Raw genomic sequence first — 25047 nt, forward strand, 5'->3', positions numbered from 1 at the left:
AACTCCCGCTGATTAGTTGGCGGCAATGGCTGAAATGTAAAAAACTTCATAGGTTGCCGGCAGCAGATTATCGCTGCGAAAAATGTCGTAGGCCGCTTCAAGCTGGCGCAACGATTGGCGACCGGTCAAACCCGGCGATTGCCCGGGGTTGGAGTTGTGCGCACCCAGGGCCTTCAGGCCGCGACTTAACTCCACCACCGAGCCGTACCACAGCGTACGTATGTCGGTTGTCCAGTTATCGATGACGAAACCGGCCTGCTGCAAGGCGGTGCGCAACAGCGCTTCGTCCGAAAAATCATTGACGTGTACATAATCATCTACCGAAGCCCATGCGGCGCGCAACTCTTTCAGCGTGGCCGGGCCAAGGGTACTGAAATGGAGGCGGCCACCCACCGGCAAAACCCGGCGCAATTCATTAAATAGCTGTTGCGGCTGCTCACACCATTGCAGCGCAAGGCTGGATACCACCAGATCAATACTCTGATCGGCAAAGGGAAGGTTTTCTGCATCGGCGACGACCCAGTCAGCATCAACCGCACGCTGCTGGCGCGCAAACTGCAACATGCCCAAAGCCAGATCGGCCGCCAGCAAGCGGCTGTTATTGGCATGGCGCTGCAAGGCTGGCAGGCAATAGCCGGTGCCGCAGCCGAGATCCAGCAGGGTTGCCCGATCAACAGAGGGCAAGGTTGCCAGTAGCGCGTCAGCGACATCCCGTTGCAGTGTTGCCACGCTGTCATAGCTGCCAGCGGCGCGGCTGAAAGCATTGGCAATACGCTGTTTGCTGCGTGCGGCGGCTCCTGGCACTGCTGGCACTGCTGGCACTGCTGGCACTGCTGGCAAAAAGCGTTGCAGATGTTGCAGTAATGTTTTTGGGCAGCTCCACGTCAAGGCATGAGCCGCCCCGTCTATCACCATGACTTGCTGCGAAGCATTCAGCGCTTGCATTTGCGGCGCCACGGCGGCTGGAACCAGCGCATCCTGTTCCGCCAGGATATGCAAACCGGGCACCACCAGATGGGCAAACGTTTCGCGATTATCCAAACTGGCCAACAGCGCCAGGGCCTGCTCACCTACTCCTGGCGCCATGCTGGCCGGCGCCTGCTGGCGCAGTGTTTTTAGCAACGCACGTTCCTGCTCATCCCCCTGAACTATCAGGCTGGTGAAACGTTTACGGGTGCTATCCGGGCTGGCGGCGAAGGCTTCGTTGAAGGCATGATTGACCGCAGGCGCCATCGCTTGTGGCCAGCACTCATCGGCGACAAATTTCAGGTTGGCCGCGAGGGTAATCAGTTGCTGTACCCGCCGGGGAAAACGTTCCGCCAGCGCCAGCGCCAACATGCCGCCCAGCGACCAACCTAACAGTACACATTGATCCGGCAGTATGTCAGCGAGCGCATCCAGCAGCGTGCTTTCATTAAATACCGGTAACGGCTGACTTTCGCCAAACCCGGGAAGATCCACAGCAATGACCGGCCCCAGCTGCAATAAACCTGGCAACAACGGCTGCCAGCAATGACTGTCGTTTCCCCAGCCATGAATAAGTACTATTGGCAGCCCGCCAGCGTTTGAGGACCAGCAATGCAAAGCCAGACCTTGCGGTGAAATTCGGAGGGTTTTATTCACTGGGGGGCAACTCTTGCAGAACTTCAACCAGAGCCGCCAGCAAGGCGTCCACCTGCTCGACGGTGTGTGCCGCCGACAGCGTAATACGCAAACGCGAGCTGCCGGCGGGTACGGTTGGCGGGCGAATGGCAATGACCAGAAAACCGCGCGCTTCCAGCGCAGCAGAAACCGCCAACGCGCGCGCTTCATCGCCTAAAATTACCGGCTGGATAGCGGTCATTGACGGCTCCAGCGCCAAGCCGTAACGGCTGGCACCTTCACGAAAGTGTTTAATTAATGCGTTCAGATGCTGGCGCCGCCAGGGTTCGGCCTGCAGCACCTTGAGGCTGGCGCGGGTTGCCGCCGCCACCGCTGGCGGCATCGCGGTGGTATAAATGTAGGGGCGGGAAAATTGAATCAGCGTTTCAATCAGCGTTTCGCTACCGGCCACAAAAGCGCCGGCAGTGCCCATCGCCTTGCCCAGGGTGGCCATCAACACAGGCACTTCATTCACCCCCAGACCAAAATGTTCAACCACACCGGCACCGCGCTCGCCCAGACAACCGAAGCCGTGGGCATCGTCAACCATCAACCAGGCCTGATGCGCCTGGCAACAGGTGGCGAGTTGATCGAGCGGGGCAAGATCGCCATCCATACTGAACACACCATCGACCGCCACCAGTTTGCGCTGCGCGTCTGTACGCGCCAGCCGCGATGACAATTGCTCAACATCATTGTGGGCAAAACGCTGAAAACGGGCGCCGCTGAGCAAACCGCCGTCCAGTAGCGAGGCATGATTCAGGCGATCTTCCAATACCGCATCACCGCGACCAACCAGCGCCGAGATCACCCCCATATTGGCCATATAGCCGGTGGAAAATAACAACGCCCGCTGGCGGCCACAAAATGCTGCCAACTCTTCTTCCAGCGCCTGATGTTCGGCACTGTGGCCGTTAACCAGGTGGGACGCGCCACTGCCCACACCATAAATCGCAGCTGCTTGCTGAAACGCCGCGATCACTTCCGGGTGGTTCGCCAGGCCAAGATAATCATTACTGCAAAATGCGATCCGCTGCTGACCATCCAGGCGCTGGAGTGGCGTTTGGGCGGTTTGCAAGGTGCGGCGGTGGCGATAGCGTTGCTCGGCCCGACGCTGTTGCAGCGCAGGCAAGAGAATGGAGTCAGGAGTGGTGGACATGAAGAAGCCCGGGCAGGAGATCAATAGCAAACAACCCCTGCCTGCCAGTGGCAGACCGGGGCTGAACAGAATTAACTGGCAGCGTTATAGAAAAACGGATCCATACGCGCCTGCTCTACTTTTACGCCCAGAGAAGATTCATATTCTTCTTCGGTTTCGTGCACTTCGTAAGCTTCCGGCTTGATGCCCAGACGCTGGAACAATTGCATGTCTTTGTTGGTTTCCGGGTTGGCGGTCGTCAGCAATTTTTCGCCGTAGAAAATCGAGTTGGCACCGGCCAGGAAGGCCATCGCTTGCATCTGGTCGTTCATTTGCTCGCGACCGGCAGACAGGCGCACATGAGAGCGCGGCATAATAATGCGGGCCACGGCAATGGTGCGGATAAAATCAAACGGATCAAGATCGGCCTGATCGGCCAGCGGCGTACCTTCTACTTTTACCAGCATGTTTACCGGCACCGATTCCGGATGCTCGGCCATATTGGCCAGCTGTAACAGCAAACCAACGCGGTCGCCTTCTTCTTCGCCCATACCAACAATGCCGCCACAGCATACTTTCATACCGGCGTTGCGTACGTTGGCCAGAGTGCGTAAACGGTCTTCATAGGTGCGGGTGGTGATAATGTCACCGTAAAATTCCGGTGAGGTATCCAGGTTGTGGTTGTAATAATCCAGACCGGCACTGGCCAGATCCTGCGCTTGCTGCTCGTCGAGCATACCCAGCGTCATACAGGTTTCCAGCCCCAGCGCTTTAACGCCTTTCACCATGGTGGTGACATAAGGCATATCGCGCCCTTTGGGTGAACGCCAGGCAGCGCCCATACAAAAACGGGTTGCGCCACCGGCCTTAGCCGCTTTGGCTTCTTCGATAACTTTTTCTACCGCCATCAGCTTTTCACGCTCAAGGCCGGTGTCGTAACGGGCAGACTGCGGACAATAAGCACAGTCTTCCGGGCAGGCGCCGGTTTTAATCGAACACAAGGTACTGACCTGCACTTCATTCGGGTTGAAGAAGCGGCGGTGCATGGTTTGCGCCTCAAACATAAGATCACTGAAGGGCAAGGCAAACAGAGCTTGAACTTCCTTGCGTGTCCAGTTGTGGCGGATCAGTTGTTGTAAGGTCGCATTCATGGATAATAACCACAGTAGAGATGAGGTCTCTATACTTGCTGAGCCAACCTTTGCTGTCAACCGGATTTTTATTTTTGGTTAACAACGAAAACATAAGGATATGTTGATGATACCGCCCTTCAAGCAACTCTATCGCCGCTGGCCATGGCGAAAACTGCTCCACCAGCTGATTCCTACCTATTGCTTGCTATGCAGCAGGCGCCTTGGCGAGCGCTTGCTGTGCGACGATTGCGAAATGGATTTGCCCTGGCTCAACCACCAGCGCGCCTGCCAGCAATGCGCCATTCCGCTGACAACCGACAGCCGTTTTTGCGGTCATTGCCTGCATCGCCCACCGGCATTTCAACGGGCGTTCATCCCGTTTTTATACGACTACCCGCTGGACTATCTGATCTCCAGCTTCAAGTACCGCCGCAACCTGACCAGCGGCAAAGCCCTCGCCAGCCTGTTAATTCCCTTTATGCAAAATGCCTATGACGACAGTGATTGCGAATGGCCGTCACTGATTTTGCCGGTACCGCTGCACTGGCGGCGCCGACTGGTGCGCAGCTTTAACCAGAGCAGCCTGCTGAGCGGCGCGCTGGCGAAAGGTTTACAGATAAAGAGTTTGGACAACGGCTGCAGGCGCCGCCGCCGCACGCCCAGCCAGAAGGGGCTTGATCGGCAACAACGTCAGAAAAATTTGCGCGGTGCTTTCACACTGCAACCCGCTGCGGCAGCCACCATTCAAGGCCAGTGCATTGCCATTCTTGACGACGTGGTAACCACCACCGCAACGGCACGCGAGCTGGCTAACCTGCTACTGAAAAACGGGGCGCGGGAAGTACATTTGTGGGCGGTGGCGCGAACCCCCGAACGGCGTTAGCGCCGAAGTTGCAGAAGCCGGAAGCGTGCGATTTACCGGTTTGTTTTTTTACGAACAATCCAACTTCCCGGCTACCCGCCCTCGAAATTTACCGTGTTCGGTCCAGCTGTATTACGAGCTTTTACCCTCGGTGCTGGCGACTTGTTCCGACTGACGCAACAAACGGGCAATCTCTTTCCACATAGCGGCATACGCCGGTGCGGCGCGGCCACTACCGGAATAGCTGGCTAGCGGCGCCTGGCGCAAAGCCATTTGCTCTACCGCTGCGTCGGTGGGAATCCAGGTTTTCAACATGGTCACCGGCATCTGACGCAGGCTTTCTATCGCCTGACGGTGCATGCGCCGCCGTAAATCCACCTGATTGAAAAAACCGACGATTCGCCGTGGCGCTTGCTTGCGACTCTCGAAAAAGTGGATGACCTGTTCCATCGCCCGGATGGATAACGGATTGGGAATCATCGGAATTAACAGAACATCGACCTCCGACAGAATCTGCTCCATCGCCGGCGACAAGGTGGGTGGGCAATCATAAATCAGTACATCGGCCTTTTCCGACAAGGACTTTTGCAGACCTTTGAACAACTTGCGACTTTCGCCAGCGCTGTTAAAAGTTTTATCCAGCTTGCGCAAACTGAGATCGGCGGGAATTACCGTGAGGTTGGCAAAAGGCGTGGCCAGAATCATCTCCGCTACCGGCTTGCCTTTATCGAGCAGTTTGATCGCCCGGTTGCTGTCGGTATTCTGCTGAAAAAACCAGGTAGCAGCCGCTTGCGGGTCGAGATCCCACAACACGGTTTTTTTATTCGCCGCAGCCGCCAGCCACGCCATATTGACCGCCGTGGTGGTTTTTCCTACGCCGCCCTTCAAATTGTAAAACGCCACGCTAATCATAGAGAGCTCCGCTCGCCGAAAGGAATGTCGTCAGAAGCGGTCAATAATGCCACAGTCTGTACACACTTTAGCGCTTTATGAGCAAAACCCGAGCAATCGCCACAGATGCTACCGATTGCCAGGCGCGCCAACCGCCAGCAGCGTACAATGAAGCGCTTACCAACAGGATGACGCTATGAGCCATGCTTACGAAGAATTAACCCCGGATCTGGTTCTGGACGCGGTGGAACAGGTCGGCTATTTAAGCGATGCGCGGGTGCTGGCCCTGAACAGTTACGAAAATCGTGTTTATCAGGTTGGTATCGAAGGCGCTTCGCCGCTCATCGCCAAATTCTATCGCCCCGAACGCTGGAGCGATGCGCAAATTCTTGAAGAACACACCTTCACTCAGGCCTTGTTTGATCTGGAAATTCCGGTAGTACCACCCATGGTGCACGGCGATAACCAGACACTGCTCAGTTACAAAAATTTCCGGTTTGCCCTCTACGCCCGACAGGGCGGACACGCGCCCAACCTGGACGATTTCGATACGCTGCTGAGCCTTGGCCGGGTACTTGGCCGTATTCATGCGCTCGGTCAGGTAACCCCCTTTCAACACCGCCCCACCATCGGGGTGCAGGAATATGCCATTACCAGCTATCAATTCCTGATGGAGAATGAATTTATCCCGAGCAGTTTGCGCGAGTCTTACCGCACCCTGGGCGCCGATCTGATTACCCGCCTCGAACATCGCTTCAGCCAGGTGCGCTACGCCAATATCCGGCTGCACGGCGACTGCCACCCGGGCAATGTTTTATGGCGTGGCGATACGCCGCATTTTGTTGACTTTGACGATGCCCGCAACGGCCCGGCAATTCAGGATTTATGGATGCTGCTGTCCGGTGACCGGCAACAGCAAACTGCCCAGTTGGCCGAAATTATTGACGGTTACCGGGAGTTTTGCGATTTCGAGCCAGCAGAACTGGCCCTGATAGAACCCCTGCGTACCTTGCGCATCATGCACTACAGCGCCTGGCTGGCAAGGCGCTGGAGCGACCCGGCATTCCCCCACCATTTCCCCTGGTTTAATACCGAACGCTACTGGGGTGAACACATTTTACAGCTGCGGGAACAGCTGGCAGCGCTGCAGGAACCGCCGCTGGTGATTTACTAAAGGGGTGGAAATTCCTGGCCGGCCACTGAATAATGGCCGCCTTTTGCAGTTTATAGTGATCAGGCAGGTTTCCCATGAAAGCATCGCTCTCCGCTTATCAGGCAGATGAACTCTGGAACACCATCCGCAGCCAGACACAATTACAGGCGCAGCAGGAGCCGGTGCTTGCCAGCTTTTTGCATGCGTCGGTACTCAACCACCATTCGCTGGAATCCGCGCTCAGTTTTCACCTCGCCAACAAACTGGACAGCCCGTCGCTGCCCGCCATGCTGCTGCGCGAGGTGATTAACGAAGCCCTGCAAGCCGATCCGTCCATCGCCCAGGCAGTACGCGCCGATCTGCAAGCGGTTAATGAGCGGGACTCGGCCTGCTGCTCGCTGGTCACGCCGCTGCTATATTACAAAGGTTTCCACGCGCTGCAATCCTTTCGTATCACCCACTGGCTATGGCAACAGGGACGCCGCTCGCTGGCGCTGTTTTTACAAAACCGTATTTCGTCGGTATTTTCGGTGGATATCCACCCGGCGGCACGCATTGGCAAAGGCATTATGTTTGACCATGCCACCGGTATCGTTATCGGAGAGACTGCCGTGGTAGAAGATAATGTTTCGATTATGCAGTCGGTGACTCTGGGCGGAACCGGCAAAGCCGCAGGCGATCGTCACCCGAAAATCCGCCACGGGGTATTGATCAGCGCCGGTGCCAAGGTGTTGGGCAATATTGAGGTGGGTCATTGTGCACGCGTTGGCGCTGGCAGCGTGGTATTGAAAGACGTTCCGCCGCGCACCACCGTTGCCGGCGTGCCCGCCAAAATAGTCGGGGATCACACCTGCCCGGAACCGGCTTCCTCCATGGATCATCGATTGGGCTGACCCGCCATTCACTGATACATTTTGTTGCCTGATCGCACTGATCTGGCGCACCTGCAACAAAATGTGCAGCACTTCACACCGCTATGCCTCTGATTTTGCAGCCATCTGCCGACCTGGCGGATTTATTGCTTTATTCCCCGATGATAAGACCAGGGGAGTAGCGTATGCAGTTCAGCAGACCAATGATCGAGCTGGTTTTCGAAATTCGACGACGCGTGGATTCAGCCATGAAACCCGACGTAAAGTTGGCCAATCCGCAAATGATGCAGGAACTGGCCGAGCTCTATCACCGCGGCCCTGACGTTATTATCCAGGCGCTTATCAAGGAGCTGTTTACACTGGCAGGCGAAGACTGGCTGGAGGTACTGGAGCACCCGGAAATTCAGGCACAAAAGCAATCCATGAAAATGTATCGCGGGCAGGCCGCGCTGACCGACCAGCCAGCCGCCGAAGCGACACCGGCGGAAGTTCGCACCCCCGCCAGACCGGTGCGTATTTATCGGGGGCAGATTATTGAGTAAACGCGGGTTAGCCAGAGTCAGGTTGCGAATAAATTCCGTTGTTTTTCAAAATCATGTGTCATGGTGCCATTCTGTCCGTTTGCCAACCCGAGATTGCTCAGCAACCTGTCACGAGTTAACCCGCGTTATCGAGTGGTCGGATGAGACGGGTTACGCCGGCTTCGCGCAATGCACGTTCTACGCGCTCACGAATCTGGTCGGCATCGGAAAGCGCCATGACTTCTGCCAACAACGCGCGCGACTGCAGCAAGGTGATGCCACGAATCACCGACTTCACCTTGGGCAGGTTGGTGGCGTTCATTGACAGCACATCAAAACCCATCGCCATCAACAAAATGGCCGCGCCAGGATCACCGGCCAACTCACCGCAAATACCGACGCTGACATTTTCTTTATGCCCCTCATCGACAATGGTTTGCAAGGCACGGAACACCGCCGGATGAAACGCCTGATACACATCGGCCACGCGGGCATTGTTGCGATCTACCGCCAGCAAATACTGGGTAAGGTCGTTACTGCCCACCGATAAAAATTGTACGCGCGATGACAGTTCGCGCACCTGATAAACCGCTGCCGGCACTTCGATCATCACACCGATGGGCGGCAGATGAATGTCATAACCTTCTTCACGCAGCTCATTAAAAACCCGGTGAATCAGCACCAGCGAGGCATCCAGTTCGGGCACGCTGGTAATCATTGGCAACAAAATACGCAAATTATCCAGCCCTTCACTCGCCTTCATCATGGCGCGGATCTGGGTGAGGAAAATTTCCGGGTGGTCGAGCGTGACGCGAATACCGCGCCAGCCAAGAAAAGGATTGTCTTCTTCAATCGGGAAATAGGGAAGCGCCTTGTCACCACCGATATCCAGCGTACGCATGGTCACCGGATGCGGTGAAAAAGCTTCCAGCTGTTCGCGGTAAATTTGCCGCTGCTCTTCTTCACCAGGGAAGCGATCACGCAACAAAAAGGGCACCTCGGTACGGTAAAGACCCACACCTTCTGCGCCCCGCTCCAGCGAGCGCACTACATCGGTCATCAAACCGGTGTTAACCCACAAGGGCACGCGGTAACCGTCCAGCGTTTCGCAGGGCAAATCGCGCAGCGCTTCGAGGCCTTTGACCAGCTGCTGCTCTTCGATATAAATGGCTTTGTAGTGTTTGCGCAGTTGCGAGCCGGGGTCGGTGTGCACCACACCTTTATAGCCGTCAACAATTACCGGGCGCTGATCCATCTGGGTATACGGCAGATCAACCGCGCCCATAACGGTGGGAATATCCATGGCGCGCGCCAGAATAGCGACGTGCGAGTTACTGGAGCCCTCAACCGATACCAGACCGGCAAGTTTTTCTCTGGGCACTTCTCCCAACATCGACGCGGTGAGTTCTTCACCGATCAAAATAGTTCTATCGGGATAGATGCGGCACTTTTGTGTGGACTCCTGCAAATAGGCCAGCACCCGACGCCCCAGGTCGCGCAAGTCAGTAGCGCGCTCCCGCAAATAAGGATCATTCATGCTGGTGAAGGTGCGCTCGTGTTCGAGAATCACCTCCGCCCAGGCATAAGGCGCGGTAACGCCCTTGCGGATGCGCTCGGACACTTCGCGCGCCAGCGAGGCATCGTCGAGCATCGCCAGATAGGCATCAAAAAGCGCCTGTTCCTCGCGGTTCAGGCGCTCTTTTAACTGTGAGCCAAGGCCTTTGATGTCTTCCCGCACCGCCATCAGGCTGCGCTGGAAAAAAGCCAATTCAGCGTCAACATCGTCGCAGGCTTTAAAAGGCACTGACTGTAAATCGGCCACCGGCGAGATAACCACCGCCTCACCGATCGCAATACCCGGCGCACCGGACACACCCACAAACTTTGCCTGGCGCGGCTTTTCGCCCAGCGTCAACAGATCACCGGTGGCTTCGGCATGGGCAATAACGGCTGCCAGCTGGGCAGACATGGTGACCAGAAAAGCTTCGTCGCCTTCATCAAAACGGCGCTGTTCAACCTGCTGAACAACCAGCACACCCAGTACCTGACGATGGTGAATGATCGGCACGCCCAGAAAAGAGCTGTAGCGCTCTTCACCGGTTTCCGGAAAATATTGATAACTCGGGTGCGCTTCGGCGTGTTCGAGGTTAATGGGTTCTTCCCGGACCACGACCCGGCCAACCAGACCTTCGCCCCGGCGCAAACGCACCTGACCAACCGCTTTGGGGTTTAACCCTTCGGTCGCCATGAGCAGGTATTCGCCTTTGTCATCGCGCAGGTACACCGAGCAAACCTGGGTTTGCATGGCATGTTTCACGCGCATAACAATAATCGCCAGCGCGGTTTTCATATCCCGGGCGGCGTTAACTTCCTGAACGATACTGCGCAGCGAATGTAGCATAGGATTCCGGATCAGGAGCGGCTGTCGGAGGACAGCAGGCGGAGGTGAGCTTCTTCCAGCTCACTGTGAGATAAAGACAGTTCTTTCAATGCACGGCGATACACATCGCGCTTGAAAGCGACCACTTTACCCAATGGATACCAGTAACTGACCCAGCGCCAGGCATCGAATTCGGCACGCCCGCCATTACTCAGGCAAATGCGGCCTTCATCGGTTTTCAGGCGCAATAAAAACCATTTTTGTTTTTGCCCCACGCACAAAGGCTGGGAATTGTGCCTTACCAGGCGGTTGGGCAAACGGTAGCGCAGCCAGCCGCGGGTACAGGCGAGAATGTCGACATCATCGGGATGCAAACCAATCTCTTCATACAATTCACGGTAAAGCGCTTGTTCGGGGGTTTCATGGGAGTTGATGCCGCCCTGGGGAAATTGCCAGGCATCCTGCCCGCCCACACGACGGGCCCAGAGCAACTCTCCGCGCTCGTTAGTAAGAATGATGCCCACATTCGGGCGAAAGCCATCAGTATCTATCACGGGGCTTGTGGTCCTTGGGAGCAGTTGCCAATGGTGTCAAAAAGACGGAAGGCAGGCGCTCTGATGAATAGGAAATTGAGGGGTATTGTTCCACAAACATACCGTCCACAGCAATTCGCCAGGGCGCCTTTCTGTGACGAATTTATTGAAGCATTTTTCAGACAAAATAATCGCTTTTCCCGCAGACTTATGGGTTTTTCAGCCGGTTGAGTAACATCCTGCCAGCCAGTATGCTGTGGCACCCATTTTATGAGTGCATATAAAGGTGACTGCGTGAAACTTGCCATTTTTGATCTGGACAATACGCTTATTGCGGGCGACAGCGACCACAGCTGGGGCGAATTTTTAACCGGCAAGGCGCTGGTAGATGCCGAGGAATATCGCCGGCAGAACGATCGGTTTTACCAGGATTATAAAAATGGCACGCTGAATATGAATGCCTACCTGGAGTTTTCCCTCGCCCCGCTTGCGCGGCATACGCTGGATGAGCTGCAAGTGTTTCACGATGAATTCATGCGCCTGCACATAGAACCGATCATGTTGCCCAAGGCGCAAGCTCTGCTGGCATTACACCGTCAGCGTGGCGATTACCTGCTGATTATTACCGCCACCAACAGCTTTATTACCCATCCGATCGGCGCACGCCTCGGTGTTGACCACATTATGGCAACAGACGCGGAGATGCTGGATGATCGCTACACCGGGCGCCCACTCGGCACACCCTGCTTTCGCGAAGGCAAAGTAACCCGCTTGCAGGCGTGGATGGCGCAACAAGGATTTTCACTGGAGGGCAGCTATTTTTACAGTGATTCGATCAACGACTTGCCACTGCTAAAAGAAGTAACCAGTCCGGTCGCGGTAGATCCGGATGATTTGTTGCGGGAAGAGGCCAACCGGCGCGGCTGGCCGGTGATCAGCCTGAGGGATGAACGGCCACTGACCCACCTGCCGTCAATCGCATAACCCCGCCGGAAACATACCGACGGGCCCATAGGCAAACAGATCAGTGAAGAACATCAGGGAATGTAAACCCGGGCGAATACCGCTTTCAGATAATCGGTTTCCGGAATAGCCGGGTGCACAGGGTGGTCAGCGCCCTGCCCGCCCTGGCCGATAATTTGCACATGACGGTCCAGATGGCGACCGGCAGCGCGCACAATATCCACCAGGGTATCTTTACCCAGATGCATGGAACAGGAACCGGCCACCAGCAAACCATCACGCCCCAGCAAGCGAATACCCAACTCATTGATATGACGGTAAGCCGCCTCGCCGGCCTTTTGATCCTTACGGCGCTTGATAAATGCTGGCGGGTCGAGCACCACCACATCGAAACGCTCGCCTTCGGCAATCAGGTGCTTTAACACGTCGATGGCTTTGCCATGAATGGCCGAGACACGATCTATCACGCCGTTCAATTCGGCATTGCGCTCAACACCTTCCAGCGCACTGGCGGAGGCATCCACACAAACCACTTCCGCAGCGCCGGCGACAGCGGCCTGCACGCCCCAGCCACCGATGTAGGAAAACACATCCAGCACGCGCTTGCCTTTAACATACTGCTGCAACTGCGCACGGTTGACGCGATGATCGTAAAACCAGCCGGTTTTCTGCCCGCCCGCTACCGGCGCCAGGAACCGCGTACCGTTTTCAACCAGCTCAACCTGGTCGGGAATGCTGCCGTAAGCCACTTCTACATATTCCGGCAACTGCTCCAGCGCACGGGCGCTGTGGTCATTGCTGAGTAAAATGCCTTCCGGCTTGAGCACTTGCACCAGCGCCTCAACCACCTGCTCTTTTACCCGCTCCATACCGGCACTGGCGATTTGCACCACCAGATAATCACCAAAACGATCTACCACCAAACCGGGCAACAGGTCGGAATCGCCGTACACCAGACGGTAATACGGCTGATCAAACGCCAGCGTACGCAAACCCAGCGCCTGCTTGATACGGTGCACCAGCAAGGATTTATCCAGCGGATATTGCTCATCACGACTGATAACCCGGGCGCAGATCAAACCGGCCGGGTTCATCAGGGCGATGCCAAGACATTTACCACTGGATGCTTCAATCCGCACCTGCTGACCGGCTTCAAAGTTGCGCAACGGTGACCGCTCCACATCCACTTCATTGCTATAAATCCAGAGATGCCCCAACTTGAGTCGGCGGTCACACTGGGGTTTGAGAATCAGGGAAGAGAGGGTCATAGAGAATCCGGTTGGCGGTCAGCTAAAACCGTCATTATAACGGCAAAACACCGGCGCACCGAGACAACTGCCAGGGCAGGGGCGAAAAAGAAAGAGGAGGAGAGAAAAGAGGGGAAACCGGGCAGCTACCTCGCCCTGGGCACGAGGCCCCGGGCGGAGTAACTTGCACCGATGTAGTTAAACTACACCAAATGCCAGCATCGCTTCAGCAACACGACGGAAGCCAACAATGTTTGCACCCAACACATAATTGCCTTTGCTACCGTATTCTTCGGCAGTGTCATAACAATTCTGGTGAATGTTCTGCATGATGACTTTCAGACGCTCTTCGCTGTATTCGAACGACCAGGAATCACGGCTGGCGTTTTGTTGCATTTCCAGCGCGGAAGTGGCTACACCACCGGCGTTGGCTGCTTTGCCCAGACCGTAAGCAATACCAGCATCCTGGAAGACTTTGATGGCTTCCGGTGTAGATGGCATGTTCGCCCCTTCACTGACTGCCAACAGGCCATTTTTAACCAGCGTTTGGGCATCGCCGCCATCCAGCTCATTCTGCGTTGCGCACGGCAGAGCCAATTCGCAAGGAATGTCCCAAATGTTGCCATTTTCGATGAAAGTAGCACCACCACGCAGTTTGACGTAGTCGCTGATGCGCTTGCGCTCAACTTCTTTCAGCTGCTTGACGATCTCCAGATCAATACCGGCAGGATCATAAATCACGCCGTTGGAGTCAGAACAGGCCACAACTTTGGCACCGTACTGTTGCAGCTTCTCAATAGCGTAAATCGCTACGTTACCGGAACCTGAAACCACGCAGGTTTTGCCTTCCAGGCCAATACCACGGGTTTTCAGCATTTCTTCCAGGAAGAATACTGCACCGTAACCGGTCGCTTCCTTACGCACCAGTGCGCCACCCCAGGCAGGGCTTTTACCGGTCAAAACACCGGATTCGTAACGGTTGGTAATACGCTTGTACTGACCGAACATATAACCGATTTCACGAGCGCCTACACCAATGTCACCGGCAGGGACGTCAGTGTGTTCGCCAATGTGGCGGTAAAGTTCGAGGATAAAGCTTTGTACGAAACGCATAACTTCAGCGTCTGACTTGCCTTTCGGATCAAAGTCGGAGCCACCTTTACCGCCACCAATGGGCAAACCGGTCAAGGCATTCTTGAAGATTTGCTCAAAGCCGAGGAACTTGATGGTTCCCAGGGTTACTGACGGGTGAAAGCGCAGACCGCCTTTGTAAGGGCCGAGGGCACTGTTGAACTCAACGCGGAAACCGCGGTTGATTTGAACTTCGCCTTTGTCATCTACCCAGGGTACCCGGAAGATGATTTGACGTTCGGGTTCACAAATACGCTCTATAATTTTGTGATCGGCGTATTCGGGATGCTTTCTCAGAACCGGTTCCAGGGTTTCAATCACTTCTTTCACCGCCTGGTGAAATTCGTGCTCGCCCTGGTTACGTTTAATAACCTGGTCAAAAATACCGGTTATTCTTTTATGAACATCACTCATTACGGCTCCTGACATTGGCTTGCGCCAGATTGAGATAGTAGGAATACATTTTCTTCAGCGATACACGATTTTTGTGTTCCAAACTGGTGCAAAAACAGTAAAAATCGTGCACCACCAAAAAAAATGCGCCCTATTATAACGCAATCGTCAGAGATCCTTGCATAATCGCGACGTGTCCCGGGAAAGAACAGAAGAAAGTATAAGATTCGTCAGCAGACAGTTTGCTGACCGGAAAAGTTACCGAGGTTGTTTCGCCGCCGCCGATCATTTCAGTGAAGGCAATGACGCGTGCATCATCCGGCTTCAGGTAATGATTATTCAAACCGGCAGCCATACCTTCCTGAGCGACAGCGCGCACGTCATCACTTTTGGTCAGCACCCAATTGTGCCCCATGACGTTCTTGGCCAGTTTTCCCGTGTGGTTCAGGTTAACGGTGAAGTTCTCGCAAGACTTGTTAACGGTCACTTCCTTGGTAGCAAATTGCATGGCATCGTTGCTGTCGATGGTGACAGAACAATCATCTGCCATGGCAAAACCGCCGGCCGAACACAGGGCAACTGCTACACATAATGAACGGATTTTCATAAAGCTCTCCAATAGATACAAGGGGTTACAACATTTATTCTGAAGCATTTTTCAGGCTTCTACTTTGCGCCAGAACAATATCTGGTCAATCAGGTTTTTTTGCACCAAAATTTGGCACGGTAAAACAGGCCATTTTTCAATGGCTACAACATACCGGATAGTCAGAGCGGATAACAGAATCAGATACGGTTGCTAACGAAACTTTATTTTCGCTTGCGAAAGCCGACAATTCAGCACCCCCACCCCACCCCTTATTCGCTTCACATCCTGGCAAAGCGGATAATTTTTATAACATGCATTCAAAATACATTTTATAAGGTATACACTGCAACAACGCAAGCCCCGAGAGAATTTTGCTATGTCCGCCTCCCCCCGGTCCGTACTCGCCTCGTATCCATTCCGTCTGTTCTTTCTATTAACCGCCAGTTACGCCATTGCCATTATCCTGCTGTGGGCGGGCGTACTTACGGGCCACATTGGGGTACCGGCAGGTTGGTTGCCATTGCATTGGCACAGCCATGAAATGCTCTTTGGTATGACCAGTGCCGCCATTGCAGGTTTCATTCTTACCGCGGTTTGTAACTGGACTGGCGCCCCACCACTGAAAAATGGCGGGTTAATTGCTCTCGCCGCGCTCTGGCTGGCCGGGCGGCTGGTCATGGTGATGGGCGCCGGTTTGCCGCTGGTATGCATTGCCATGGTGGATTTGCTGTTTCTATGGGCACTGGCGATTTTTCTCGCCCGCCTGCTGTTGCGCTACGGCAACCGTAAAAACCTGATGCTGGCCGGCATCATTGCGCTGCTCGGTGTCGCCAACCTTTTTATGCACATAGGCGCGCTGCAAGCGGATATTCGCTGGTCGCTTGCCGGAGAAAATCTGGCGCTGGGGATGGTTACCCTGTTAATGGTGGTTATTGGCGGCCGTATTATTCCGGCGTTTACCCGCAACTGGCTGCGCATGCACGGCGGCCGCGATGCCGAGGTAAAAACCTGCCCAAAACTGGAGGCGCTCACGCTGGCAACAACCGCCGCGCTGATTCCCGCCGAACCGCTGGCCACCTGGCTACAGCTTCACTGGCTGGTGCCAACCCTGGCATTGCTGGCGGCATTCACCAACGGCTTTCGGCTTTTCCGCTGGCGCGGCTGGCTTACCCATCGCGAACCACTGCTCTGGATATTGCACATTGGCTACGCCTGGGTAGCCGCAGCGCTGCTGTTTAAAGGGCTGGCAGGCTTGGGATGGGTGCCGGCATCGGCCTGGCAGCATGCGCTGGGCGCCGGCGCCATGGGCACATTGATCCTGGCGGTGATGACCCGGGTTGCCCTGGGTCACACCGGGCGGCCCATGAAATTACCGCGTTTTGCGGTGTTCATTTACATCGCTATTCTGGTCGCTGCGGTACTGCGCATGGCCACCGCGCTGCAATGGCTGCCGTTCGGCAGTGGCATCCTGCTATCGGTATTTGCATGGGCGCTTGCTTTTGGTGCCTTTGTCGTTATTTACTGGCCAATTTTATCTCGCCCCAGGGTGGATGGTCGCCCGGGATAGTTCTGGATATATGGCATGCAAATTACCCGTTACACCGACTACGCAATGCGCCTGATGATGTACCTCGCCACCCACGACCCAAGGCGGGTGACCATTGCCGAGGTGGCCGAGTGCTATGACATCTCTCGCAACCACTTGATGAAGGTGGCGCAGCTGTTGAGTAACGAGGGCTATATCACCGGAGTGCGGGGTAAAAATGGCGGCTTGCATCTGGCACAACCGGCCGCGACATTAAATGTTGGCGAGCTGGTGCGCCTTACCGAACAACACACCACGCTGGTTGATTGCTTTACCGGAGGTGCCGGTTGCCTGCTGACACCGGCCTGTCATTTGAAAAAAATATTTGCCGAAGCGCTGGAGAGTTTTTTTATAGCGCTTGATCAATACACCCTGGCGGATCTGGTCACACCGGAAAATCGCCCGATGCTGGTTCGCCTGCTGGGCAACAGCGAACTTGCCTGATTTTTACTAAAAATGAGCGCGCCATAAAAAGCCCGGCATTTGATGAAGCGCCGGGCACATCACCAAACATTAGCGCGGTGCGGTTGGCACCGTCAGGGTATTTTCCCGTCCGAAACGTTCAATATCTTCTGCCGTTGCACCTTCGCGGCACTCGCCCTTCAACCATAGATGGTAGCGCGATACCCGTTGATCCAGAGTGAAAAAACCCGTGCGGCAATAGCCAAGGTTTTCTACCACATAACCGGTATTTTCCAACAGGCGACGGCTGGTAGTGCGGTTGATTTCAATACCGGCACCCGCTGGCATCGCCCGAGAATTCCCCTGCACTACCCGTATATGGCTGGGCACTGCACCATCGGGCAAGCGCAGCCGGTAGGTAAACATTTTGCTGGTGTCCGGTAAAATTTCGGTTTCCAGCGTTTCCTGCAAACCGGTTTCGGTGTAATTACGGCCCGGTTGCGAACTGCACGCGGTCATTAACAACAGCCCGACCAACACACTTATTACCGCGATTGAATCCCTGTTATTCATAGTGAAAGAGAATCCTGCATTCGTAAAATAATCCGTGGAAGCGACCAAAAGCAGGCCGCTCAAGAAAACTGTTAAAGGCGCGCCGCTTTCCGCCGATGATAAAGATAATACCCGACGCACAGGTGCGCTCCAGGTTATTGACTAGCGCCTTTATTCATCGGGACCTATTTATCAGCACTGCAGGTTTATCAGGACCGGAGGGTCAGTGCCATTTGTCCGTTAGTTATTAACGGGAACAAGCGTCCTGACACCAAACGCGCATTGTGCTTACCTGACGTTTGTCAGCAGTCTGTAACCTTCGGGCTATTGCCTGTAAATACATTATCTTTACAGCGTGTTTCAGGCCATCATAACCTTTGACGACCCAATCAGCTTATATCTTCAGGGAGTGCCACGTGTCTTTAATTAAAACCCTGCTCGCCAGTGCTTTCATGGCTCTGCTGACACTACCGGCACTGGCGGCAGATACTACAATACCGGAACAGACCCGGGCTATTGACCCCGGACACTGCGCCGCAGTTTCCGCATCGCGCTATAAAAAATCGCTGATCATTACCCGCTTTCAACGGGTGCAAGCCGCCAGCAGCAACGCCGGTTATTTGCATGATATTGATGACGCGCTGCCGCAATGGCTGCTGGAAGATCTCGCTACACAACAAATTTCGGCACCCGCCAGTTTGATTACTCCGCCGCTGGAAGACCCGCAAACCAATTCGCCGTTTGAGCTGACTACCGTCACACGTCAGCAAGCGGCCAAACACCGGGCGCAACTGATTATCAGCGGCACCATCAGCGATATGTCCATGACGCCGACCAGCGAATACAGCGGCCTTTACACCCGCGTTGTAAATGGCGCCCGCGATACGTTCAACCTTAAAAGTAGCAAAGACAAACGCCAGCGACTGTTCAGCCTGTATTTACAGCTGCGCGATGGCATCACCGGCGAACTGCTATTTGACAACACCTACCGCACCACCGGCATCTGGCCGGCGCGGCGTTATGGCGATATCGGCTTTGATTCCACGCGGTTCCGCCAGTCAGATTACGGCGAGCAAGTCTGGCAATTGCTGCAACACGCCCGCGATGAGCTGGTAACCGCCATTCGCTGCCAACCGCATGTGGCACCGGTCGAATTACGCGAGGGACAGGCGACGCTGGTGGTGCACAGCGGTGCCAACCACGGTTTGCGCAACGGCGATATTCTCAACCTCTACCAACTGAGCCAATACCCCATTACCGGCGTTTACCAGCATTACGATGTACGACTCATCCGTCAGGAAATACCGGTGCAACTGGTTGAGGTTTATCCCTCTCACAGTATCGCCCGCATAGAACAACGTGGCCCGCTGACCGGCCGGTTTGTGGCTATCTCCCCCTGATCGCCGTTATCCGACCAGCCGCTGCCGATTGCCATAGAGAAAATTTATCGCAGGCGCCCGAAAGCACGTTTTAAGCTGCCGGACGCCGGTTCCTGCGCACCAGGGCCACCGGCAGCATTTAATAACTATAACCAGGGTCGCTGCCCCTTCATCGGACACGTCATACCATGTCAATTGCACAACTCTCGATAACCTTCTTTTTGCAGATGTTCTTCATTTTGCTCACCTGCCGCACGGTGGGCTGGATAGGCCGAACATACTTTAAACAACCCCAGGTGGTTGGCGAGATGATCGCCGGCGTTATTCTCGGGCCATCGCTGTTCGGGTATTTTTTACCGGAAATTCAGGCGTACATTTTCCCACCGGAAAACAAAGGCACGCTTTATGTAGGCGCTCAATTAGGCGTTGGCCTGTACATGTTTCTGGTGGGTCTCGGTTTTAACACCGCACATTTCCGCAGTAACGCGCGTAGCGCCATGGCGGTTTCTGTCTCGGGTATGGCGGTACCTTTTCTGGTCGCCATCGCCATCACACCCTGGCTGATGACGGTGCCCGGATTGTTCTCCGATAGCGCCACCCGCTTTAACGCCACGCTGTTTATGGGTGCCGCTATCGCCATTACCGCCTTCCCAATGCTGGCGCGCATTATTCATGAACGCGGCTTGAGCCATACCCGGCTGGGTACTTTGACGCTCTCCGCCGGTGCCATTGACGATGCCGCCGCCTGGTGTGTGCTGGCGATTGTTTTGGCCAGCTTCGGTGCCGGCAGTAGTGTTGCTATTGCAGCCATCGGCGGCGGTATTTTATTTGCCGGCTTTATGATTTTACTCGGCCCGAAATTGCTGGCTCCGCTGGAGCGTCTCGCCGCCAAAGAACATGCTGAAGGCAAACCACTCAGTTCAACACTGCTCTCTATTGTGTTGATGCTGTTTATGTTGTCTGCCTGGGTTGCAGACTACATTGGTTTGCATGCGGTGTTCGGCGGCTTCCTGTTAGGCGCCGTCATGCCGCGCGGTGTACTGAGCGCCCAGGTAAGGGAAAAACTGGAGCCATTCGCGGTCGTGGTGTTGCTGCCGATGTTCTTCACCTACTCAGGCCTTAACACCCAGCTGACCATGGTCAACAGTATCGAATTGCTGGCCATCGCCGGTGTGGTTTTGGCGGGTTCTGTTTTAGCCAAATTTGGTGCCTGCTGGGCGGCGGCGCGTTTATGCGGTGAAGACAATCGCACCGCACTGGGCATTGGCGCACTGATGAATTCCCGTGGTTTGATGGAGCTGATTATTATCAACATCGGCCTGCAAGCCGGGGTGATTGGCCCTGCACTTTTCTCCATGCTGGTGCTGATGGCCATTGTTACCACGCTGATGGCATCGCCGCTGTTTGAAGCCGTATACGGCAAAAAGGCGCGCGCTTCCGGCGAGCTGGACGCAGTACCGCAACATTCCAGCAGTTAAACCTGCTTTGCTTCCCGGTATCTGCCTCTGTGCAGTTACCGGGAGTCTTCCGTAAGATTGTCTGCCCTTCACGATAACGCGCTGCCGCCCTTCAGTTACGCCGTTCGCCGGTCTCATTGCGATTCAGCAATCTCTTTCCAAAGGCAAAAAATTCTTCCAGCTTCAATCAGGTGCAAAAACCGCCTGGTCTGCACTGATGTGAAGCGATTCACTGACTGATTTTTCGCTGCAAGGTGCTTTTCTCTGGCGAAACAACCGGCAATGCCTTTTAGTTACTGACAAAACCATTTCTGGCACACCGCTTGCTAAATACCCTTTGTGTCGAACATCACTCGGCACGACAGATTGAGATACCGGCAATGGCGCCCTGACCGAAAGGTCAAGGCGCCTTTTTTTTGCTTAAAAAAACCGGAGAACCGTGGAAAACCATGAAAACAAATACAACAAATTCGTCCCTGCCGGTGCTGGCCATTGTTGGTAATGGCATGGTGGGTCATCACTGTGTCGAGCAACTTCTGGCACAGGGTGCGCTGCAACATTATCAAATCCATGTCTTCGGCGAAGAAAGCCGCAGAGCCTACGACCGGGTACACCTGTCCGAATATTTCAACGGCCGCGATGCAGAATCGCTGGCGTTGAGTGACGCGTCGCTGTATCAGGCTCCAGGCATCACGCTGTTTTCCGGCTTGCAGGTACAGGAAATTGACCGTACCGCCAAACAGCTGATTACCTCGAAAGGAAATTTCGCTTACCACACCCTGGTGCTGGCCACCGGTTCCTATCCTTTCGTGCCGCCCATTGAAGGTGCCGAAGGTGATGCGCGTCTGGTGTATCGCACCCTCGATGACCTCGACAGCATTCGCGCCGCTGCCAACGTTTCGCGCCGTGGCGTGGTGATCGGTGGTGGTCTGCTCGGCCTCGAAGCCGCCAATGCCTTACGCAGCCTCGGCCTTGAAACCCATGTCGTGGAATTTGCTCCGCGTTTGATGCCGGTACAGTTGGATGGCGAAGGCGGTGGCGCCCTGAAAGCGCGTATCGAAGAACTCGGCGTATCGGTGCATTTGAACAAAGCCACCCAGGCGATTGTTGCCGGCAACGAATACCGCTACCAGATGCAATTTGCCGACGACACCTTGCTGGAAACCGACCTGATTGTTTTCTCCGCCGGTATTCGCCCGCAAGATCATCTGGCTCGTCAATGCCATCTGGACATCGCGCCCCGTGGCGGTATCAGCATCAACAACGATTGCCGCACCAGCGATGAATCCATTTACGCGATTGGTGAATGTGCGGCCTGGAACGAACGCATTTTCGGACTGGTTGCACCCGGTTACCAAATGGCGAGAAACGTGGCGGCACTGCTGTGCCAGCAACCGTCTTCGCCTTTTACCGGTGCCGACATGTCCACCAAACTGAAATTACTCGGTGTAGACGTAGGCTCCATTGGCGATGCGGCGGGCAACACCCCCGGCTCACGCAGCTACCGTTTTATTGACGAAGCCAACGCCTGTTATCGCCGCCTGGTCGTTTCTGCCGATGGCAAAAAAGCGCTGGGCGCTATTCTGGTTGGCGACAACAGCTACTACGACACCTTGTTGCAATACGTGAATAACGGCATTGATTTACCCGCCGACCCGGCCGGACTGATTTTGCCAAGCAACAGTGCAACACCGGCATTGGGTGTTGATGCGCTGCCCGCCACCGCTACCATTTGCTCTTGCCACAACGTTAGCAAAGGCGCGATTTGCGATGCAGTTGATGCCGGTTGCCAGGACATTGCTGAATTAAAAAGCTGCACCAAAGCAGCCACCGGTTGCGGCGGCTGTGCGGCTTTGTTGAAGCAGGTTTTTGAACACGAACTCACCGCGCGCGGCGTGGAAGTTGATAAAAGTTTGTGCGAACACTTCAGCTACACCCGCCAGGAGCTGTACGACATTGTGCGCGTGGAAGCCATCGAAAGTTTTGATGAACTGCTCGCTCGCCACGGCAAAGGGCACCTCGGCTGCACCATTTGCAAACCTGCCGTGGGCTCCATTCTCGCCTCTTGCTGGAACCGCCCGATCATGAACAGCGCGCTGGTGCCTTTGCAAGACACCAACGACACCTTCATGGCCAACATGCAGAAAAACGGTACCTACTCCATCGTACCGCGTATTCCCGCCGGAGAAATTACTCCGGATGCGTTAATCGCCATCGGCCAGGTGGCCAAAAAATACGATCTCTACACCAAAATTACCGGTGGCCAGCGTATCGATTTATTCGGCGCGCAATTGCATGAACTGCCGGACATCTGGAGTGAATTAATTGCCGCCGGTTTTGAAACCGGCCACGCCTACGGCAAATCTACCCGCACCGTTAAATCCTGCGTCGGTAGCACCTGGTGTCGTTACGGTGTGCAGGACAGCGTGCAAATGGCGCTGGACATTGAGCACCGCTACAAAGGTTTGCGCGCACCGCACAAATTGAAATTTGCCGTGTCCGGTTGCACCCGCGAATGTGCGGAAGCGCAGAGCAAGGACATCGGCGTGATTGCCACCGAAAATGGCTGGAACCTGTACGTGTGCGGCAACGGCGGTATGCGCCCGCGTCACGCCGAATTGTTTGCCACTGACCTCGATGATGCAACGCTGATTCGTTACATCGACCGCGTGCTGATGTTCTACATTCGCACTGCCGACAAATTGCAGCGCACTTCGGTATGGCGCGAGTCGCTTGAAGGCGGCCTCGACTACCTCAAAGCGGTTGTCATTGATGATAGCCTCGGCCTTGCCGCCGAGCTGGAAGCACAAATGCAACTGATTGTTGACCGTTACGAATGCGAATGGACCAACGCCATCAGCGACCCGGAAAAACTCAAGCGCTTCCGCACCTTTGTTAACGACCAGGCCGCCGATGATGACATTCGTTTTATCCGCGAAAGAAATCAACGCCGCCCTTTACCCGCCTATGAACCGCAATTGATCGCCATTGCCGAGGAGATTGTTTAATGCAAAACACAGCTTCTGCAAACCTGCCCCGCTGGAAAACGATTTGCAAACGCGATGATCTGGTCGCCAACTCCGGCGTGGTTGCCCGCGTTGAAGACCAGCAAGTCGCACTTTTTTACTTGCCGGGATTAACTGAACAAAATGTTTTTGCGGTAGGCAACCGCGACCCGAAATCCGGAGCCAATGTCATTGGCCGCGGTTTGACGGCGCATATCAACGGCGAAGTGGTAGTCGCATCGCCTTTGTACAAACAACATTTTTGTTTGAGCAGTGGTCGCTGCCTGGAATATCCCGAGCAGCAACTACCGGTGTGGCAAACACGCATTAACGGCGAGCATGTAGAAATCTGCCTGGCAGATTGATCAAGGCGCGTTTACTTTTTCCTGAGGAGTTTTCCATGTCCTATGTCGTTCCCTCCGAATTCGTCACCAAAATGGTGGATGCCGGTGAATCCAAAATTTACATGGCAACCCGCGATGTGGTGATCCGCGCGTTTATGGCCGGTGGCATTCTCGCGCTGGCGGCAGTATTTGCGGTCACGGTAACCGTACAAACCGGCATGCCGATTCTCGGTGCTATTTTGTTTCCGGTCGGTTTTTGTATTTTGTACCTGATGGGTTTTGATTTATTAACCGGTGTTTTTGTATTAACACCGCTGGCCTGGTTTGACAAACGCCCGGGAGTAACAATCAAAGCTATTTTGAAACACTGGGGCTGGGTTTTTCTCGGTAACTTTTTGGGTGCCTTTCTGGTTGCGGTACTAATGGCCATTGTATTCACCTACGGATTTTCTACCGACCCCGGCATCGTTGGCGAAAAAATTTCCCACATCGGTGAAGACCGCACCCTCGGTTACAAGGAATATGGCGCAGCCGGCATGCTGACGATTTTTATTCGCGGCGTACTGTGCAACTGGATGGTATCGCTCGGTGTGGTCGGCGCAATGGTATCTACCACCGTTGGCGGCAAGGTTATTGCTATGTGGATGCCAGTGATGTTGTTTTTCGCCATGGGCTTTGAGCATTCGATTGTAAACATGTTTTTGTTTCCTTTTGCGTTGCTGATGGGCGGCGATTTTTCGGTGATGGATTACATCATCTGGAATGAAATTCCGGTGGTACTGGGCAACCTGGTGGGCGGTTTGACACTGACCGGACTCACGCTTTACACCACCCATATGAAAACCGGTTCCAAACGTCAATTCAGTTGATCTCTGT

At 54.8% G+C, this 25047-nt stretch carries 22 protein-coding genes; 12 read left to right on the forward strand and 10 right to left on the reverse strand.

Translation table 11 applies throughout. The features are described 5' to 3' along the window. Positions 1-12: 12 nt before the first annotated feature. The 3 genes from bioC to bioB form a co-directional block, all read right to left on the reverse strand. Complete coding sequence (gene bioC / locus C4F51_RS16535; RefSeq protein ID WP_328701406.1) at positions 13-1623, reverse strand: malonyl-ACP O-methyltransferase BioC; 1611 nt, start codon at positions 1621-1623, stop codon at positions 13-15. After that, the gene (gene bioF / locus C4F51_RS16540; RefSeq protein WP_193911687.1) at positions 1616-2800 is read right to left on the reverse strand and encodes an 8-amino-7-oxononanoate synthase; all 1185 of its coding nucleotides are present in this window, start codon (positions 2798-2800) and stop codon (positions 1616-1618) included. Before bioF ends, bioC begins: the two co-directional genes overlap by 8 nt. A 71-nt stretch (positions 2801-2871) precedes the next feature. After that, on the reverse strand, positions 2872-3930 hold the full coding sequence (gene bioB, locus C4F51_RS16545) for a biotin synthase BioB (protein ID WP_193911689.1): 1059 nt from the start codon (positions 3928-3930) through the stop codon (positions 2872-2874). Between the two features lie 106 nt (positions 3931-4036). Between bioB and C4F51_RS16550 the strand changes: the two genes are divergently transcribed. Next, on the forward strand, positions 4037-4795 hold the full coding sequence (locus C4F51_RS16550; RefSeq protein ID WP_235992354.1) for a ComF family protein: 759 nt from the start codon (positions 4037-4039) through the stop codon (positions 4793-4795). A gap of 111 nt (positions 4796-4906) precedes the next feature. Here the strand turns inward: C4F51_RS16550 and C4F51_RS16555 are convergent, their stop codons facing one another. Further along, entirely contained in the window at positions 4907-5686 is a 780-nt protein-coding gene (locus C4F51_RS16555) for a ParA family protein (RefSeq protein ID WP_193911691.1), read from the reverse strand. Positions 5687-5861: 175 nt separating this feature from the next. On the opposite strand from C4F51_RS16555, the gene C4F51_RS16560 reads away from it, so the two are divergent. The 3 genes from C4F51_RS16560 (at position 5862) to C4F51_RS16570 (ending at position 8232) form a co-directional block, all read left to right on the forward strand. Beyond that, a complete protein-coding gene (locus tag C4F51_RS16560; protein WP_193911693.1) occupies positions 5862-6839 on the forward strand; it encodes a serine/threonine protein kinase in 978 nt (325 codons plus the stop codon). A gap of 74 nt (positions 6840-6913) precedes the next feature. Next, positions 6914-7711 carry a serine O-acetyltransferase gene (gene cysE / locus C4F51_RS16565; protein WP_193911695.1) on the forward strand — a complete coding sequence of 266 codons (798 nt, stop codon included), beginning with the start codon at positions 6914-6916 and terminating at the stop codon, positions 7709-7711. A 164-nt stretch (positions 7712-7875) separates the two neighbouring features. Further along, complete coding sequence (locus C4F51_RS16570; RefSeq protein ID WP_193911698.1) at positions 7876-8232, forward strand: hypothetical protein; 357 nt, start codon at positions 7876-7878, stop codon at positions 8230-8232. 115 nt (positions 8233-8347) lie between these two features. Here the strand turns inward: C4F51_RS16570 and ptsP are convergent, their stop codons facing one another. Together ptsP and C4F51_RS16580 are read right to left on the reverse strand one after the other, a co-directional pair. Further along, positions 8348-10612 carry a phosphoenolpyruvate--protein phosphotransferase gene (gene ptsP / locus C4F51_RS16575; RefSeq protein ID WP_193911700.1) on the reverse strand — a complete coding sequence of 755 codons (2265 nt, stop codon included), beginning with the start codon at positions 10610-10612 and terminating at the stop codon, positions 8348-8350. 11 nt (positions 10613-10623) lie between these two features. Further along, positions 10624-11145, reverse strand: a complete 522-nt coding sequence (locus C4F51_RS16580; RefSeq protein WP_193911702.1) for an RNA pyrophosphohydrolase — start codon at positions 11143-11145, stop codon at positions 10624-10626. 273 nt (positions 11146-11418) lie between these two features. On the opposite strand from C4F51_RS16580, the gene C4F51_RS16585 reads away from it, so the two are divergent. Then, positions 11419-12108, forward strand: coding sequence for a histidinol-phosphatase (locus C4F51_RS16585; RefSeq protein WP_193911704.1), 690 nt, complete (start codon positions 11419-11421; stop codon positions 12106-12108). Between the two features lie 53 nt (positions 12109-12161). On the opposite strand, the gene C4F51_RS16590 is transcribed toward C4F51_RS16585, so the two are convergent. The 3 genes from C4F51_RS16590 to azu all read right to left on the reverse strand — a co-directional run bounded on the left by C4F51_RS16590 (position 12162) and on the right by azu (position 15465). After that, positions 12162-13355 carry a class I SAM-dependent rRNA methyltransferase gene (locus C4F51_RS16590; RefSeq protein ID WP_193911706.1) on the reverse strand — a complete coding sequence of 398 codons (1194 nt, stop codon included), beginning with the start codon at positions 13353-13355 and terminating at the stop codon, positions 12162-12164. A 177-nt stretch (positions 13356-13532) separates the two neighbouring features. After that, a complete protein-coding gene (gdhA, locus tag C4F51_RS16595) occupies positions 13533-14879 on the reverse strand; it encodes an NADP-specific glutamate dehydrogenase (protein WP_193911708.1) in 1347 nt (448 codons plus the stop codon). A gap of 133 nt (positions 14880-15012) precedes the next feature. After that, positions 15013-15465, reverse strand: coding sequence for an azurin (gene azu, locus C4F51_RS16600; RefSeq protein ID WP_193911710.1), 453 nt, complete (start codon positions 15463-15465; stop codon positions 15013-15015). A gap of 358 nt (positions 15466-15823) precedes the next feature. Here azu and C4F51_RS16605 point away from each other — a divergent pair, with 358 nt between their 5' ends. Beyond that, the gene (locus C4F51_RS16605; RefSeq protein WP_193911712.1) at positions 15824-17014 is read left to right on the forward strand and encodes an NnrS family protein; all 1191 of its coding nucleotides are present in this window, start codon (positions 15824-15826) and stop codon (positions 17012-17014) included. Positions 17015-17029: 15 nt separating this feature from the next. Beyond that, entirely contained in the window at positions 17030-17476 is a 447-nt protein-coding gene (locus tag C4F51_RS16610; protein ID WP_193911713.1) for an Rrf2 family transcriptional regulator, read from the forward strand. A 69-nt stretch (positions 17477-17545) separates the two neighbouring features. Here the strand turns inward: C4F51_RS16610 and C4F51_RS16615 are convergent, their stop codons facing one another. Then, on the reverse strand, positions 17546-18007 hold the full coding sequence (locus C4F51_RS16615; protein WP_193911715.1) for a hypothetical protein: 462 nt from the start codon (positions 18005-18007) through the stop codon (positions 17546-17548). Between the two features lie 395 nt (positions 18008-18402). On the opposite strand from C4F51_RS16615, the gene C4F51_RS16620 reads away from it, so the two are divergent. The 5 genes from C4F51_RS16620 to C4F51_RS16640 all read left to right on the forward strand — a co-directional run bounded on the left by C4F51_RS16620 (position 18403) and on the right by C4F51_RS16640 (position 25040). Beyond that, positions 18403-19386, forward strand: coding sequence for a flagella assembly protein FlgT middle domain-containing protein (locus tag C4F51_RS16620; protein WP_193911717.1), 984 nt, complete (start codon positions 18403-18405; stop codon positions 19384-19386). Between the two features lie 167 nt (positions 19387-19553). Further along, entirely contained in the window at positions 19554-20843 is a 1290-nt protein-coding gene (locus tag C4F51_RS16625) for a cation:proton antiporter (protein WP_193911719.1), read from the forward strand. Between the two features lie 428 nt (positions 20844-21271). Further along, a complete protein-coding gene (gene nirB / locus C4F51_RS16630) occupies positions 21272-23830 on the forward strand; it encodes a nitrite reductase large subunit NirB (RefSeq protein WP_193911721.1) in 2559 nt (852 codons plus the stop codon). After that, on the forward strand, positions 23830-24192 hold the full coding sequence (gene nirD, locus C4F51_RS16635) for a nitrite reductase small subunit NirD (protein WP_193911723.1): 363 nt from the start codon (positions 23830-23832) through the stop codon (positions 24190-24192). Before nirB ends, nirD begins: the two co-directional genes overlap by 1 nt. Before the next feature lie 35 nt (positions 24193-24227). Then, positions 24228-25040: a formate/nitrite transporter family protein gene (locus C4F51_RS16640; protein ID WP_193911725.1), complete on the forward strand. Its 813-nt coding sequence runs from the start codon at positions 24228-24230 to the stop codon at positions 25038-25040. The last annotated feature ends 7 nt before the right edge of the window (positions 25041-25047 follow it).

This window comes from Cellvibrio polysaccharolyticus (genome assembly GCF_015182315.1).
Taxonomy (GTDB): domain Bacteria; phylum Pseudomonadota; class Gammaproteobacteria; order Pseudomonadales; family Cellvibrionaceae; genus Cellvibrio; species Cellvibrio polysaccharolyticus.

Bases quoted from the DNA above. Each gene is read 5' to 3' on its own strand.
- C4F51_RS16610 (WP_193911713.1), top strand. From the start codon at position 17,030: ATGCAAATTACCCGTTACACCGACTACGCAATGCGCCTGATGATGTAC.
- azu (WP_193911710.1), bottom strand. From the start codon at position 15,465: ATGAAAATCCGTTCATTATGTGTAGCAGTTGCCCTGTGTTCGGCCGGC.
- C4F51_RS16560 (WP_193911693.1), top strand. From the start codon at position 5,862: ATGAGCCATGCTTACGAAGAATTAACCCCGGATCTGGTTCTGGACGCG.
- C4F51_RS16555 (WP_193911691.1), bottom strand. From the start codon at position 5,686: ATGATTAGCGTGGCGTTTTACAATTTGAAGGGCGGCGTAGGAAAAACC.
- C4F51_RS16570 (WP_193911698.1), top strand. From the start codon at position 7,876: ATGCAGTTCAGCAGACCAATGATCGAGCTGGTTTTCGAAATTCGACGA.
- cysE (WP_193911695.1), top strand. From the start codon at position 6,914: ATGAAAGCATCGCTCTCCGCTTATCAGGCAGATGAACTCTGGAACACC.
- bioF (WP_193911687.1), bottom strand. From the start codon at position 2,800: ATGTCCACCACTCCTGACTCCATTCTCTTGCCTGCGCTGCAACAGCGT.
- nirB (WP_193911721.1), top strand. From the start codon at position 21,272: ATGAAAACAAATACAACAAATTCGTCCCTGCCGGTGCTGGCCATTGTT.
- bioB (WP_193911689.1), bottom strand. From the start codon at position 3,930: ATGAATGCGACCTTACAACAACTGATCCGCCACAACTGGACACGCAAG.
- ptsP (WP_193911700.1), bottom strand. From the start codon at position 10,612: ATGCTACATTCGCTGCGCAGTATCGTTCAGGAAGTTAACGCCGCCCGG.
- gdhA (WP_193911708.1), bottom strand. From the start codon at position 14,879: ATGAGTGATGTTCATAAAAGAATAACCGGTATTTTTGACCAGGTTATT.
- C4F51_RS16625 (WP_193911719.1), top strand. From the start codon at position 19,554: ATGTCAATTGCACAACTCTCGATAACCTTCTTTTTGCAGATGTTCTTC.
- C4F51_RS16550 (WP_235992354.1), top strand. From the start codon at position 4,037: ATGATACCGCCCTTCAAGCAACTCTATCGCCGCTGGCCATGGCGAAAA.
- C4F51_RS16615 (WP_193911715.1), bottom strand. From the start codon at position 18,007: ATGAATAACAGGGATTCAATCGCGGTAATAAGTGTGTTGGTCGGGCTG.
- C4F51_RS16640 (WP_193911725.1), top strand. From the start codon at position 24,228: ATGTCCTATGTCGTTCCCTCCGAATTCGTCACCAAAATGGTGGATGCC.
- C4F51_RS16590 (WP_193911706.1), bottom strand. From the start codon at position 13,355: ATGACCCTCTCTTCCCTGATTCTCAAACCCCAGTGTGACCGCCGACTC.
- nirD (WP_193911723.1), top strand. From the start codon at position 23,830: ATGCAAAACACAGCTTCTGCAAACCTGCCCCGCTGGAAAACGATTTGC.
- C4F51_RS16605 (WP_193911712.1), top strand. From the start codon at position 15,824: ATGTCCGCCTCCCCCCGGTCCGTACTCGCCTCGTATCCATTCCGTCTG.